Genomic DNA, 14,576 nt, shown 5'->3' on the forward strand with positions numbered 1-14,576 from the left:
CCGAGGACAACACCATGAACCACTTAGAAGCAGTATTGACGTCTTTAAATTATGTTGTCCTACTGCGAAACCAAGACAAGACCTTTACGTTATTGAACCCTTGCGCTAATTGGTTTAGTGAACTCTACTATGATCAAACCGAAACTAAGTTTGATGCTAACCTCATTGACCTATGCCTTGCTTTTCCCTTCATCGAAAATTTCATCATTGATGCCGACTCCGTTTGGTGCAAACCTGAATCAGAAGAATCCATCAGCTCTGGAGTCTGGACTGAATCTAATGCAGAAGGAGAAGAGATTCAACTGACTGCCATTGCTTCGAACAACAACAATTGCAATCTACTCATTATCGAAAATCGAACCGAGCATTTCAAAGTAGAGCAAGACATGATGCAAAAGGCTCGGGACATTGCATTACTTAATGAAAAACTGGTGACAGAACTTAATCATAGACAGCGAAACCTTCAATCGGACATTGCCCAATTATTTGATGAAAATGCCAGTATGAAAATCATCGGTGATGCGATCAAATCTGAGCCCGCGGCCGTGATCATTTTCAACTCCAAGAGCAAAGTGCTAAACATCAATAATGAGTTTAAAAAGCTTTTCCAAATAGAGGATATCGCCAGCTCTCAGCCTTTGGCACTGCTTGAAAGATGGTGTGGAGAGGCAGAGCCCATTTATCCGGAAATGAATCGTGTATTAACCGCAGGCTCTTATTGGGAAGGCGAGTTCTCCACTCGAACCATTAGAGAACAAAAACACTTTATTCGGCTGAATATTGCACCGATTAAAAACGAACGTCAGCAAGTGACACACTTTGTTTGTATCATCCACGATATTTCAAACCTTCGCCTAGATGAAAAGCATGACAGTACAAATTACACTGGTTTTGAATACACCACCCAACTGCCCAATCGGCGCTATTTTTGGCGGAAAATTCAAGAAAGGGATAAAGCATCTCGGAAAAACAAAACGACCTATTCCGTGTTGTATATCGACTTAGATTACTTTAAACGCATCAACGACAAATTTGGGTTTGAACAAGGAGACAATGTTCTAAAGCTCATTGGTTCGCGTATTTCGAGATGTGTAAAACAAAAAGACTTTGTTTCTCACCTTGGTGGTGATGAATTTACCATCATCGCGTTTGGTGCTGCCGAACAGCTTAAACCCATGTCGGACAGGCTCCGTAGGTCGATCAGCGAACCCGTATTGATCGACGAAACGTCCGTTAGTATTACAGCCAGTATCGGTATTGCCACCATCGAGGATTCAATCAGCCTTGTGGAAGTGGTAAAACATTCTGATTTAGCCATGTCGTCGGCGAAAGAGCTAGGAAGAAACCAATGCCGTATTTACACCGAACAGCTGGATCTCACGTTTTCTCTTAGGCTGCAACGTGAACATGATATTCATGATGCGATTAAAAACGATGACTTTCATTTGCTATACCAACCTAAAACGAATGTTAATGCCAGCGACGAATTTAACGTTGAGGCACTCGTGCGCTGGGAACACAACACAGAAGGCACGATTTACCCTAACGACTTCATACCCATTGCCGAAGATTCAGGTCAGATCATTCCTTTAGGTCGTTGGGTTCTAGAACAAGCCTGTAATGATGCCAAAACGCTGCTTGATAAAGGCATAAACATTCGAATGGCAGTGAATGTATCAACGAAACAGCTCAAGCACCCCGACTTCTTTAATCACGTAGTCAAGGCATTGGAGAAGAGTGGATTACCATCAGAAAACCTAGAGCTAGAAATAACAGAGAGTGGTTTGCTTGCAGATATAGACTCCATCCTTGATGTGCTGCATCAAATCCGACAACTCGGAGTCACCGTCGCGCTTGATGATTTCGGCACTGGCTTTTCTTCACTCAACTACTTACGCCAAATGCCCGTTGATTTTATTAAGATCGACAAAGAATTTGTTGACGAATTGCCAGCTAATAATCAAAGCATGCTGATCACTACATCTCTTATAGAACTCGCGCATAGCTTAAATCTTAAAGTGATCGCAGAAGGCGTTGAAACGCTAAAGCAACTCAAATGCCTCACCAATGTGAATTGCGACTACATTCAAGGCTACTACTTCTACAAGCCCCTTCCGTTTAAGCAACTGGAACTGGCTTACAAAACCGAAATGGATGAGAAGCGGATAGTAAAATCAAGCCCTTAGATTGTTAAGGGCGTATACTCAAACCCGTACAAACATTGGTTAATTGTTTGGGTTATCTTTGTATCTCTTTATTCGATCGCTCGTCGCATTTTTTCTATCTAATATGTAAACCATCAAGACAAACGCTTATATATCCAAATAATCTCATATTATTTATCGATAATTCCTATCGATACTCTTTCTAACATAAGAGGCGTAAATATGAATAAGTGGGTAAGTTTTCTTCTATTGTTTTGGGTATCCGCTGCCCAGTCATCAGACATGCTGCAATGGCCTGAAATAAAGCCTTTTACATTGACCTCGTCGGTACTAGGTGAAGAGCGAAACGTGTGGGTTTCACTTCCAAGCAGCTACAGTGAAAACCCTAACAAACACTACCCTGTGATCTACACGACCGATGGAAAATACTTACTAAAAAATCTACAAGGTGCCATGTGGGCGCTAACAACTCGTGCTGATGTACCCGACGCAATTTTAGTTGGTATCGAAAACCCAGGGCAGATCCGCGCGCGCGACTTAACGCCGACAGTAATGACTGGGGGCAACGTGCCTCCGAGCGTCGTTACTGGTCAAAGTAAGCATTTTGAACGATTTATTGTTGAAGAACTTGTTCCTTGGGTTAACCAAGAATATCGCACCGATGGATTTGACGTATTGGCTGGTCATTCTCTTGGTGGGCTTTTCGCACTTTCAAGCTTACTTTCTCCTGATGCACGAGCGATTTTTGAAGGCTACGTAGCAATAGATCCATCTTTATGGTGGGATGACCAAGTCATGGTAGAGCAGTTTACAGATGCCGCTGCAAATTTCCCTTCTAACCAACATATGGTCTACATTTCTGCTGCTTGGGAAGAGGACATTCCAGCCGACATTATGGAGCTGTACATACAACATATTGGTGGTATCGATTTGGTTTCTAAGATTATTTCTAACCAATTCACTATCAATTCCACCTACCAAATAGAAACCACTGAAACGCATCCGTCGGTAGTATACGACAGCTTGTTCCATGGTATTCGATCTGTGTATCAATGTTACCCTTCTGTGTGTGCAAAATAGCTGCTCTCACCTTCCTCGGGGAACTCTGGCTATACTGAATGACTGTTTTGTGCCATTGAACCCCAATTAAAAATCAATCTAAACCCTATGCCCCTATACCCAAGTAACCTCAAAATGCTTGGGTATAGATACAAGGGGCTTAGCAAAGTAAAAACGAACGACGTAACTCGTCCATCTTCAATCTTCAATCTTCAATCTTCAATCTTCAATAATTTACCAATTTTCAATAACCTATCAAATTTTGTAGTTTATAATTTCTCATCACCTTTGTAATATCCCTTCCGAAACACCCCTAGTGTTGTGGGGTACAAAGGATATTACATGCATTTATCAAAACGTCATTTTGCTCTATTTTCTACAATAGCGATTACCGCAGGCTGTTCATCGACTCTCAATTTAGAAAACCAACATTCAAAATTGGCTATGGAGAGCTACATTTCCAGCTACGGATCCAAGCTCGGAAAAGCGTGGGCTTTTAAAGGGGAAGCCTATGTTCTGAAAGAGGGTCGACCTTTATTTCATGTAAATACCGAATCAAACAAGCCAGAAAATTATCTTATTGGATCAATAACTAAATCACTGACTGCCGTGACCATTTTGAAGCTTACGGACGAATATCAAATTGATGTTGATGCACCCATTGGTGACTACTGGACGACGTTACCGGAAAAATTCAAACCCTTAACGGTGACTCAGTTGCTCAGCCACACTTCAGGGCTGGGTGATATCCCAAGCCTATATGAAGAAAACGCAAGCAGTGAACCACAAGAAGTGTTCAAATCAATTGCCGCTTCACCTATTTATTTCGAACCAGGCAGTTATTACCAGTATTCTAATGCTGCTTACTATTTACTTGGTCTGTTCATTGAGGAAGTATCGGGTAAACCTTGGTTGGAATATATGGCTGAAAGCGTCCTAACCCCTGCTGGTTTGGATTCTATCGGCTTTTCCTCACCTTCTGTTATGGGCTGGACTCGCTTCGATAACCACTTGAAGCCCGCGAGTGAACCCTCTGTCGATATAGGTCAAGCAGCAGGTGCATTGCGCTCATCCAGCTCAGACCTTACAAAATTTGCATACCAATTGACTCAATCAGATATTGTTACGCCGCAACAGTTCGAGTACCTGACGATGGACCACGTCGGCATTACTGAGGTTCAGCACGGCGCTGGATTCAGCATTCAAGACATTACAGGAATCAAAACCGTAGGGCATGGTGGAAAAATCCAAGGATTTACAAGCCGATTGCAGTTTGACTTAGGCGGAAAGTGCATTGCGGTTGTTCTTTCAAACAACGAGCGTTTTAGTGCATCTAAAGTAGCAAAAGACTTGACCGAAATCTGTTTAACGGGCGAAAGCGTACCACCCGCGCAAGAACCGACTATTGTCGCCCCGAGCGACGCTCTAGTTAAAAGCATTGAGGGGAGTTATACCCTATCACCTTTGCCACAAGAAATTGTCGACCTACTTGGTGAAGAGTTGGTGAACCAAATATCCAAAATCTCACTCGCGCCGAAAGGAAAAGGGATTGAGTTGTCTAACGATGCCGGCGCACAACCGCCAGCGCTACTATTGGTAACAGACAAGAATGAACTTATCGAGTTCGACCATGGTATATCGATCAAAAGCCAAGATAATTTTGAAAACTTTATTCTTTCACAAGGTGGATTGGCAGTAGAGTATAAGAAAAATGAGAACCGTAAATAGCAGGCTAAGCTAAGTAGACTAAGTCATCTTGTTAGAATGAAAATACAAAAATAAAAAGAGAGGCTGTTTTCACCAGCCTCTCTTTCAAAGGTTTCTAAGGACAACCACTTAGTGGACAGATTTCAATCCAGCGTAAATCTTCAGAGTTACCCCATAGATGACAGGTTCCTAGCCCTCTTACGTTCGCCAGCGTTTTATCAGCTGCAAACGCAGTTAGAACAAGAGAGGCGTGCACACTATCTTTGTGAACAGAAAAGCGGCCAGTCGTCGCGCAAGCAGGGCGATTAGATTCTGAGTTACCGGCGATATTAAACAAGATTGCATCATTAACCGACGCAATATGAACAATCTTTCCACCTTGGCTGTTTCCAACCGCGAACACTGAAGAACTAAACAATAAACCAAACAAGACTAATAAATATTTATTCATTTCCATTTTCCCAATTGACGTTAATTTTAACCGGCTGGATCAAACTGAGTAACTATGCAGTACCCTGTCCCATTTTCCCGACCAGCGACATAAACGGTTCCTGATGTTTTACCTGCTGCCCATGCTGTTAACACAACAGAAGTAATTGCCGTATGTTCCTGCTTTATCTTCATCCAGCCATAGGGGGAACCCGCGCATTTCGAAGGTAACCCTGAATCCATCATAATCATAATGCCTGAAGTCACAGCGGTAAGGTTACTGATTTTGCCCGATTTGTAATAATCGGAAGCAAATGCGCCAAACGGCAAAAACAATAGAACGAGCCAAGCCAACTTTTTCATAAATACCCTTATTAATGTGTAATGTATCTAACCAACTCGGTGAACACGAATATACCCGTGAGCACAATCTCCCCTCGCATCAAACCCTATATTCACTTTCTCTTTTGATGCATAAGCCGTTAATAATCGAGAAAGTAACATTTGCCTTCTATCACTCGGTACCGTATCCGGAATAACAAAATAATTAGGTTTACAAGTTGGGTGAGATTTAGGTTGATTCTCTAACGTTAAATATATGTAGTCACCATCCGTATATACAAAAACACCTTTAAGAACACCAGTCATATTCGAGTTATAATGCGCAAAAGCTGTTCCGCTCGCAAATATCAATAATACCGATTGCAATACAATGAATATCCATTTCTTCATAATTTACCTACTATTTAAAAATACGTTTGTTGAAGTGCAATAAATGCCCCTTCGCCACTGCCATCTTCAGAGTGAATTCGGACCTTTTTACCCGAAATCTGCGCAGCCATAGCAACACTTAACACTTTATCGATAAACTCAGGGCTATGGCGGCTGAATGTAAAGCGGGCAATGCCATTACAATCTTTGTTTAGGTGGGTAGCGCTATCATTGAAATAAATACGAAGAGATTTGTCTGTTTTAAGATCGTAAACCTTGACCCCTTTTAACGTACCAAAACCGATATCTTTTGCATTAACAACAGGCGCTAGAAAAATTAACGCCAATAAAATTATTGGCATTATTTTCATAATTTTCACTCTTTAAATTTAAGAAAGTTAATTAATTCTAATCATTAGTTCTTATTGAGAAAAATGTTTATTACTTTGGATAAACAAATATCCCTTCAATTGAACAACTCCACCACCCTGTATGGTTTGTATTTTCATAGCGGATGACTCCCTTAAAGCTTTTCGTAGTCATCATGGTCAGTAATAACGAGTAGTACTCTTTGTAATTTGGGTTACTTTTACTGAGCCGACCGCCCTTGCCACCGTGACAACCTGGCATTGCACCTGCTTGAAATTCAATATACAACCCATCACCTTTATCGTGATGAAACCCAACTGGATATAGAGTTTCAATTTCAGGCCCAGTTTTTACTTGTGCTTGAGCCGTAAAAGCACACGCAACCAAAGCCGTTGCGAGTATTCTCTTTTTCATTGTCTATCCTTGAATGAAAGAGGCTTGCTTTCACAAGCCTCTTTTCCTTCTATTGGTTGCCTAACACGTGTTCCAGATCGAACACGGGAGGATTGGCGAGGACTTCCTCACGGGTTGGACCTTCGCCTTTGATGACCCATTCAGGGATATAGTCACTTTGAAAGGAGACCGTTTTCCCTGTGTGTCGGTAATGTACCGCAAGAAATGCCATGATGTGATGATGGATGTATGCCTCTGAGCCAAATAAATCGAGAGACTCATCACCTTTTTTCTGACCAGGTTGAGGTGCAAAGTAGGCATAGTATTCGTAATTTGCCTCCATAGCTGCTTTGACTGTGGTATCCAGATCCGTTTTGTCGTAACCCCAAGAGTGCGCAACAATGCTGTAAAGCGGCATAAATAGAAACTGGTAATAGCGCTCTACAAATTCTTCAGATTTCGATTCAATCACACCCATTTGCAAATACGGATACAAATTATCCATCAAAGCATCGCGAACGCTTTTATCTTGCTCGTTTGCGAAATACGCCTTAAACAAGTCAAAAAAAGCTTCACACACCTCGGGGACCGGAGACGTCATTGCACTCTTAAAGTCGGAAAAAGCAAAGTCTAAGATCTCCTTCTTACCTTCTTCAAAGCCAAGTAAGGTGTTTAGGCATAATCCTGTTAAATAAAACTCTAAGTTTATAAGCGAGTCCTCTCCAGCCAATAACGTAAGTTCTCGTCCCATATTGCTCACAGTAACTTCCTGCTCGGCACGCCGATGTATGCGCAACACCATTTGGTAGCATTCCGCAACATAAGTTAGAAGATACTGGCAGTGGTAATCAGAAATACCTAAAATAAGAGAATTTGCCCAAGAACCACGCTGACCACAGTCGCATTTAACGGCGTTTTGATACAAAGCGGAAGTGAATGTTTGGTGGAAAAACTCATCTATGTCATGTAATTCATCGCACAAATCCTCTACTTTTGAATTATTCCAGCCTTTGGATTCAAGATGTCGCTTGTAATGATTTTGGTTAAAATCAATCATATTGTCGGTACCTCAATTCCATCTTGCTTATATGCCGTAATTGTCAGTTTTCCTAGATTACCACTGCTGTCAATACGCTGATGCACCACCTTGTATTCCAGCCTCCCAGTTCTGACAGCATTTTTTATTGCTCTCATTGTCCTTTTAAGCGCAGGGTCTTGTGTTTCTTGGTATCGCTTGGCCATATGGGTAAGCATGCTATTTGTATAATCGCTATGCCCCTGCTCAAAGCGCTCATCACCAACCTTGTGAGAGGATTTACTTGGCGTTGCATTTACCCCAGCTTTTGCCTCCACTATCGTGACTTTGCCGTTGCCGTCGACATAAACTTGGTCGAACTGGTAGTTCCCTCCATTTTTCTGCCCTGTTGCTACAGTGGCTAGTGGTCTACCCCAACCTTTGTCTGAAGCGACCTGCTCTGCCGCTGCTTCACCAATTTGAGAGGCATAGAACTTCGCTTTCGCCGCTTCGTTGACTGGGTTGGCACCATTTAGTGTATTAGTATCCGTTGTTTCAGAAAGGGCTTTCGCTTTGTTTCTTTCTTCTAGAAGTTCGCCAACCGTCATGGTACGTGTCTTGTCGTTTAACGGTCCATTGTCGATATTTTTATACACCTCAAACTCGCGAGATTTGCTATTTAATACACTGGCATCAATGTTAATAGTTTCAGGATCACCGATCGTAGCCCCTTTCTGCGGCACAATGTTGTCTCTAGTGACAAAATTATTACAGGTTGGGTGATAATTTTGCTGTTCACAGAGTTCTTTATATCGCTCTGGATGCATTTGGGAATTTGGAGTATTTTGTTGATATTCCCTGTAAGAATCCCACTCCGTATCCGACATACCTTTTGGTTTAACGATATTGTTTCCATTGACCTCGATTGGTTCATGGACGGCTTTACCTGTAGGTTCCACTTTTCCAGTTTGCGGATTCTCAGCAAAGCTAAGTTTGAGCTCATCAATATGATGCGCCAGATCGGGGTAATCCTCCTTCAGTTTGTCGGATACTTTATCGGCAAGTTTTGCAAATGGAATCTTTTTACCCGCTACGTTAAGCCCTAGCTCAATGGCTAGATCTAGGAGAAGATCATATGGGTTAAGTTTCTCCGCACCTTTGTAAATTCTGTAGAATTTCTTGAGGGTTTGCCCTACTTCGTAGGCTGTCAGTGCTGCATTGGCTAGTAATGCGGCTTTTATCAAGAATGGGATCAAGAAGAAAGCGTTATTCTGCGCGGCATTTCCGCCCGCTTGCGCCCCAATATTGGGATCACCACCAGCGGCAAACACTGTGATTCCAGCAACAAGCTTCGAAATATTGACCCCTTGTTTACGAAGGTCTTCCAGTTCAGCTTGTTTGCGCTTTAAATACTCGTTACCACTTATGCCTTCTGTAGACTCAAGCTCTCTTAAGGTGTCAGCCGTAAAGTTACTTACTTCATCTTCAAGTGCTTTAGTTTGTTTTTCCAATTCAGGGCGGTAATGTTCATCAGCAATAAATTCACCAATCACTCCTCCTAGAGCCCCCGCGCCACAATCTGCTTGTACTTGGTCGCGATCCCCCCCGTTTACAGTAGTTACCAACGCACCTAAGCCACAACCAAGTGCGGCATGTGAGATATATTTAGTAGCAGCATTAATAGGATCTTCGCCTGTTTTATTACCTTGAGCGTCAACACCTTTGGCAGCCATACCAATTTGGTTCGCAAGGTTCTTACCGACTGTGGCTACAGCAGCCTGACCGATGGCATTAAGTGCCACTTTATCTAGGTCATCCACATGCGTGAACCCATCGCCAGACAACAGGCTATCAACATTTGCAGCGACAACAGAGTGCAACACCGCATTGGTTGCCTGAGTTGTCCATTTCGCAACCTCTCCTGCGTCACCAATAAAGTCTGGAACAACGTTATCAATAAACTCTGAACCGGCGACTGATTGCTCTACAGACTTATTAACATCTCCCATTAGAGAGGTATCTATATAGTCCATGACGCCGGCTGTAACCATGGCTGTGGCTAGATTACTGAAAGATTCAGAAGAAGCCATTTCACTCAATACATCACTAGGTGATTTACCCGCAAGTAACCCAGACATTGCTTGATTTGCCATGGCGTTCAGACCAGCATTAAGCGCACTGTACAATGCACCTTGTAATCCTGTTGTGCCAGCACCCAATGTCGCTATCCCTGCACCGCCAGTAGCCGCTGCCACCGCTAACGCAAGAATCGCCATACCTGCCGGAGTTAAACCTTTATTGTCATAATCCCATGTTTCCGCAACAGCCTTGATTTTTTGCCACTCAAGGCTCAGCTCAGGATTAGCTGCAATGGTGTCTTCCGCCGTTTGGATCCAAGACATGTCCGGAGATTTCTTGAGTAACGCTAAGGTGTTATCAAAGCTGCTTGGGTCGCCAATAACTTCGATGTTGATACCAGAGCCGGGTTCCAATACCAAACCACCTTTGGTTACGAACTGGTTGTAGTATTCATACTGCTTCGAGAAACCTTTGCCTGCATTTCTAAAGGCAAGTTGCCCTTCATAAGACTCCGTTTCATTCTTCTCGTGATTCTCTAGATAGGCTTTGAAGTTAATCGTGTCACCTGCAAGAACTTTGGTTAGCCCTTCACTTTCTAGGTTTACAGCTTGTAGTGTAACTGGACCAAACTCCGAGCTTATGATCAGGCTATGACCAGCCTTTAGCATGGTACGAACGATATTTGCTCGGCTTTCCGATTCAGAGCTTTTTTCTGTCGTTCCAAATAAACCACTGCTGCTGGCTTCAAAGGTTTTCTGGTAGCTAGAAGTATCTGTTGCTGCAACCAGAACAATGCCCATATCAGCAAGCAGTTCTAGAATGCCTTCACTTTCGATAAGCGCACCTTCGGCATAAATTGCTTGCTTAGAAACGATAGAGAGTAAATCAACCGCAGAAAGCTTAGTTTGAATGTTCTTCAACGAACTGGAAGAGTCCGTCCACTTCTCACCTTGCTGGGCATGCTGTTGTCTTACTGCCTTTGGTAATAGCTGAACCGTACCGTTCGCTTTGATTTGGAGTGTACCGTCCGAATTTAAAATACCTCCTGAGACAATAACATCACCAGCACTTTGGATTTTTAGGCTATCAACACCGGTAATCGTCGCTAGTTGCCCTGCAAGCTCAGAAAAACCATGCTCGTAGTTGTGGCGGTATACTAGCGTTTCGTTAAGGATTTTATCAGCAATTAGTTGAGTTTCTCGTCCACCGATAAATCCAGATAAGTTTTCAACCTCACCTGCGCGGACAATCAACTCTCCTTCTGCGGATACATTACCTCTGCGATTGACAAACTTATTGTATGCTCTGATATACAGATCCCGCTCAGATAAAACGTTGCTGCCATCCACATAAAAATTATGTGTTTTAATGATCCCTGATTGGATGTCTAAGGTTGTATTAGTTACCTTCGTACCTAACGTTGCTTGAGTTAGGTAGACAAACGGGATCACAATTTCTTGTCCTGTAGTCAGCTCCCTTATTTCTGGCCAAATCATGTCTTTGGGTAGAGCGTTTATTTGCGCCTGTGTTAAGTTTTGCCCAAATTTTACAGTTGGATTTTTCTTAAACCACTCCAAGCCATTCTTGTACAACAGGCGGATCATACCGTTGTAACCCTTGTCCGAAGGCTGATCGCTTAACGCTCCCACTGAAATGTAACTACGATTAAGAAGTTGGTTCAGTTGAAGCCGCACAACATCGCGTTCCACATAAGGCGTACCGATAAATTTTGGCTTACTCGGTGCTTTGGGAATAAATGTGGTGATGTCGCCTACGTTGATCGGAATCCACTTCATTCCATCGAATTGTATGGCATTATTTTGAGTGGCATTCGCATAGAAATAACTAAACCCATCAAAGATATCGGGGATTGGATACGGGAAGATTTCTTTGTATGTATAGTTATTATTACTAGGCGCAATCTCTAAACGTGCGGCCGCGTTTAACGAGTCCTCTAGCAGTGTAACGTCTTTAGCAAACTGTATACCCGCGTAAACTGGCATACTCCATTGAGCTGCTAACGTTACCAGTAAAACATTCGCCGTGAATTTTTGAGGGTTGCACTTCATTTTTGGAAGAGCATTCTTGATTAATTTTTTCATATTGATGCTCTCTTAGAAGTTACCGTAAGTGATAGTACCTGAAGTAATAGTTCCCTCTTCATTTCTCTCGGGCGTTGCAACACCTGTTACATCAAATACACCCGAACCCAAATAGAAAAATGCAGGCACCTGATCGGTATTTTCTAGCGAAACCAAATACTGCGAAGATGTTGTCCAGCGATGTGTACTTCGGCGTACACACCACCTCCACACTCTCTTTGAGCAATAGGTTCTTGAGTGGTGGTATATTCGTGTCCCTATCACTTTTTTACGAAGTGTTAAACCAAAATTCTCGAATGCAGTTAAGCGACCTTGCATACCACCAAGAACTTCAAAATTCCCTGCTAGATTGCTAATTTTGTTGCCCTTAATATCAAGATTGTGACCTACCAATACTCTTGCTACTGGACTATTGGCTGCCAACCATTGCACATTTTGATTTGACGTATTGTGGGTTCGGCCAGCTATGTAATACCGATGATTCTCAAATAGTGGTGTTGTAAGAGCAAAGTCCCCATTCAATACCTCTAGACTTCCTGAACCATTTTGTAGCGACGTTGAAGCCTCAATTTGCAACGTATTTTCAGCAGAAATCGATACTTCATGAGAATTTTCAATGGTTGTTAAGTCATCGGCTGGATCACTGTTCGTATTTCTCGCTCCGCGATTATTGTATTCGTTGATGTCTTTGAACAAGTCCAGTCTCGGGTTGGAATTGATCACTTTGGGCGATTTCAAAGCAATATTAAACCCAAAAATATAAGCTTCACGCTCTGTCGTAGACCAATATTTCCTACTGCCTACAGGGCAAGCTTGTACTTTACGGCTCATGATAGTGCCTGCACCGATACCTAAATCCACTTTATCGCTAGGAATATGTAGGCCGGCTCCATATGCCTGATATTGTTGTGGTAAGCAATACCAAGGTTCACTTTGTCCATTTTTGATTTCTAAACCAGACGAAAGGTAAACATTGTTCCCGACTAGCATGCCTCTGTTTACATTCACCAACGATAAATCCGCTTGAATAAAAATATCTCGACTTGCGAAAATTTCACCACCAGCTTTCCAATTGAAGTCATCACCATCAGGTTTCCCTGCGTTATAGAAATTTTTTGCGCTTAGACGTACATCACCGGCTGTTATTAAACCACCGTTGTAGATATTGTCCTTAACCGCAAACGATACCGAGTCAGCATCAATGCTAGCTTTCTGAAAGGAGTCGCTGGAAGAAGGTGAAATGTATAAATTGCTACTATTCAATGCCACCTTTGAGGGAGAAACGATGGTTGAATCTAGTAATGTGATTGCCCCATACGAGGTAAGTTTGATCGAACCAAATGGGATCACAGACTTATCTTTATGTGAACCCACAATAGAAATATCAGCTTTGGTATTCAAAATAGGCAAAGCTGAACTGGCAAGGGTAATATCACCGGGTGCATGAATGTAAAGACTGCCAGCGTTGATGTTGCGATCAATCGTTAACGTGTTGTTTTTGCTTCCACCATTCCATGTCGACTCCAATGTCTCGTAGTCGACAATGTAATCCCCTACGTTGATTCGAAGATGGGTTTGGGCGGCAACGTGGCTTCCATTTGAATCCAGAGTATAACCACCACCGCTAAGCTTTTTCACTTTTACAAACGTATCGATGGGTGCATATTGAACAAACCTCTCACTGACCAAATCAATAATGTCGGCATCGGAAGTGGTTAGCCCATTGCCTTGAATGGTTATGGTGCCATTCTTTGTTGTGATTTCTTGATGGTTATTGCTTAAAGAGCCTGCGGCGAGCGTGACTCTCCCAGCGTTTTTGAAGTTACATGAATCGCATACAATCCCTGAAGGGCTCACAAACAATAGGTCGCTTCGTTTACCTAACACCTCGATGTTACCAATCACCATCGGCTGACTAGACAGGTTTTCGATGATCGTGAGGTTAGAGGGCTCAATAAGCTTTGAATTAATCTTCGGGTTGTTGTTGATATACAGGGTGTTGAATCTGTTTATGAAATGGGAAAACTGAGTTCGACTGAAAGTCACATTTTCTTTTGTTTCAGGGTAAATGTAATTTACCCTAGCTCCATCTGAAGTTTTTTCCGGTCTAACGCTTCCTTGTTTCACGCCAATTACTGTGTCAGCGGGGACATAACCTTCCCCAGCAGAAGTAAGCCCAGTGGGAAACAATAGGATAACGGAGGCGAGGCAAGCGGCTACTTTGTACGAGATTCCCCTACGTTTAAACTCAACTGACTTGGTTATTTTCTTCATTATTTTCCACTACTTAAGTTATTTAATGATTTGTTTTTGATAATTCTAACTTTAAAAGGCAGTGAATTTATAAGCTCTGGTTATGGTTGTAAATGATGTTCATAACGTTTCTTAAAAAAGAGACACCCTTTCCATTTAAGCTGTGACTCTGGAGCAGCCGCTTTGGCGCTGTTAAATAAAATTCAAACCTATCAGCCTCTTCCTCATTCCCAACAAAAAATTTGCAATTCTCGGCACCGAATTTCACCTCAAACTTCGACTCACTTCATTGTT

At 42.5% G+C, this 14,576-nt stretch carries 11 protein-coding genes; 3 read left to right on the forward strand and 8 right to left on the reverse strand.

Going from position 1 to position 14,576, the window contains the following annotated elements; all coding sequences use genetic code 11:
- Positions 1-14: 14 nt before the first annotated feature.
- The 3 genes from LDO37_RS24980 (at position 15) to LDO37_RS24990 (ending at position 4,952) form a co-directional block, all read left to right on the forward strand.
- A complete protein-coding gene (locus tag LDO37_RS24980; protein WP_126608622.1) occupies positions 15-2,186 on the forward strand; it encodes a sensor domain-containing protein in 2,172 nt (723 codons plus the stop codon).
- A gap of 201 nt (positions 2,187-2,387) precedes the next feature.
- Entirely contained in the window at positions 2,388-3,245 is an 858-nt protein-coding gene (locus tag LDO37_RS24985; RefSeq protein WP_126608621.1) for an alpha/beta hydrolase, read from the forward strand.
- Between the two features lie 321 nt (positions 3,246-3,566).
- Entirely contained in the window at positions 3,567-4,952 is a 1,386-nt protein-coding gene (locus LDO37_RS24990) for a serine hydrolase domain-containing protein (protein WP_126608620.1), read from the forward strand.
- 94 nt (positions 4,953-5,046) lie between these two features.
- Here the strand turns inward: LDO37_RS24990 and LDO37_RS24995 are convergent, their stop codons facing one another.
- From LDO37_RS24995 to LDO37_RS25030, 8 genes are all read right to left on the reverse strand, one after another.
- The gene (locus LDO37_RS24995; protein WP_224055490.1) at positions 5,047-5,382 is read right to left on the reverse strand and encodes a hypothetical protein; all 336 of its coding nucleotides are present in this window, start codon (positions 5,380-5,382) and stop codon (positions 5,047-5,049) included.
- Positions 5,383-5,408: 26 nt separating this feature from the next.
- Complete coding sequence (locus LDO37_RS25000; RefSeq protein WP_224055491.1) at positions 5,409-5,723, reverse strand: hypothetical protein; 315 nt, start codon at positions 5,721-5,723, stop codon at positions 5,409-5,411.
- 27 nt (positions 5,724-5,750) lie between these two features.
- Positions 5,751-6,092 carry a hypothetical protein gene (locus LDO37_RS25005; RefSeq protein WP_126608358.1) on the reverse strand — a complete coding sequence of 114 codons (342 nt, stop codon included), beginning with the start codon at positions 6,090-6,092 and terminating at the stop codon, positions 5,751-5,753.
- A gap of 14 nt (positions 6,093-6,106) precedes the next feature.
- A complete protein-coding gene (locus tag LDO37_RS25010; RefSeq protein WP_224055492.1) occupies positions 6,107-6,442 on the reverse strand; it encodes a hypothetical protein in 336 nt (111 codons plus the stop codon).
- 70 nt (positions 6,443-6,512) lie between these two features.
- The gene (locus tag LDO37_RS25015) at positions 6,513-6,854 is read right to left on the reverse strand and encodes a hypothetical protein (protein WP_126610070.1); all 342 of its coding nucleotides are present in this window, start codon (positions 6,852-6,854) and stop codon (positions 6,513-6,515) included.
- A 49-nt stretch (positions 6,855-6,903) separates the two neighbouring features.
- A complete protein-coding gene (locus LDO37_RS25020; protein WP_126610069.1) occupies positions 6,904-7,890 on the reverse strand; it encodes an Imm49 family immunity protein in 987 nt (328 codons plus the stop codon).
- On the reverse strand, positions 7,887-12,029 hold the full coding sequence (locus LDO37_RS25025) for a DUF637 domain-containing protein (RefSeq protein ID WP_126610068.1): 4,143 nt from the start codon (positions 12,027-12,029) through the stop codon (positions 7,887-7,889). Before LDO37_RS25025 ends, LDO37_RS25020 begins: the two co-directional genes overlap by 4 nt.
- A gap of 12 nt (positions 12,030-12,041) precedes the next feature.
- Complete coding sequence (locus LDO37_RS25030) at positions 12,042-14,303, reverse strand: filamentous hemagglutinin N-terminal domain-containing protein (RefSeq protein ID WP_224055493.1); 2,262 nt, start codon at positions 14,301-14,303, stop codon at positions 12,042-12,044.
- Positions 14,304-14,576 lie beyond the last annotated feature (273 nt).

The organism is Vibrio penaeicida (assembly GCF_019977755.1).
GTDB classification, from domain to species: domain Bacteria; phylum Pseudomonadota; class Gammaproteobacteria; order Enterobacterales; family Vibrionaceae; genus Vibrio; species Vibrio penaeicida.

Coding starts and splice junctions, on each gene's coding strand:
- LDO37_RS25025 (WP_126610068.1), bottom strand. CDS start 12,029: ATGAAAAAATTAATCAAGAATGCTCTTCCAAAAATGAAGTGCAACCCT.
- LDO37_RS24980 (WP_126608622.1), top strand. CDS start 15: ATGAACCACTTAGAAGCAGTATTGACGTCTTTAAATTATGTTGTCCTA.
- LDO37_RS24990 (WP_126608620.1), top strand. CDS start 3,567: ATGCATTTATCAAAACGTCATTTTGCTCTATTTTCTACAATAGCGATT.
- LDO37_RS25010 (WP_224055492.1), bottom strand. CDS start 6,442: ATGAAAATAATGCCAATAATTTTATTGGCGTTAATTTTTCTAGCGCCT.
- LDO37_RS25005 (WP_126608358.1), bottom strand. CDS start 6,092: ATGAAGAAATGGATATTCATTGTATTGCAATCGGTATTATTGATATTT.
- LDO37_RS25020 (WP_126610069.1), bottom strand. CDS start 7,890: ATGATTGATTTTAACCAAAATCATTACAAGCGACATCTTGAATCCAAA.
- LDO37_RS25030 (WP_224055493.1), bottom strand. CDS start 14,303: ATGAAGAAAATAACCAAGTCAGTTGAGTTTAAACGTAGGGGAATCTCG.
- LDO37_RS24995 (WP_224055490.1), bottom strand. CDS start 5,382: ATGAATAAATATTTATTAGTCTTGTTTGGTTTATTGTTTAGTTCTTCA.
- LDO37_RS25000 (WP_224055491.1), bottom strand. CDS start 5,723: ATGAAAAAGTTGGCTTGGCTCGTTCTATTGTTTTTGCCGTTTGGCGCA.
- LDO37_RS24985 (WP_126608621.1), top strand. CDS start 2,388: ATGAATAAGTGGGTAAGTTTTCTTCTATTGTTTTGGGTATCCGCTGCC.
- LDO37_RS25015 (WP_126610070.1), bottom strand. CDS start 6,854: ATGAAAAAGAGAATACTCGCAACGGCTTTGGTTGCGTGTGCTTTTACG.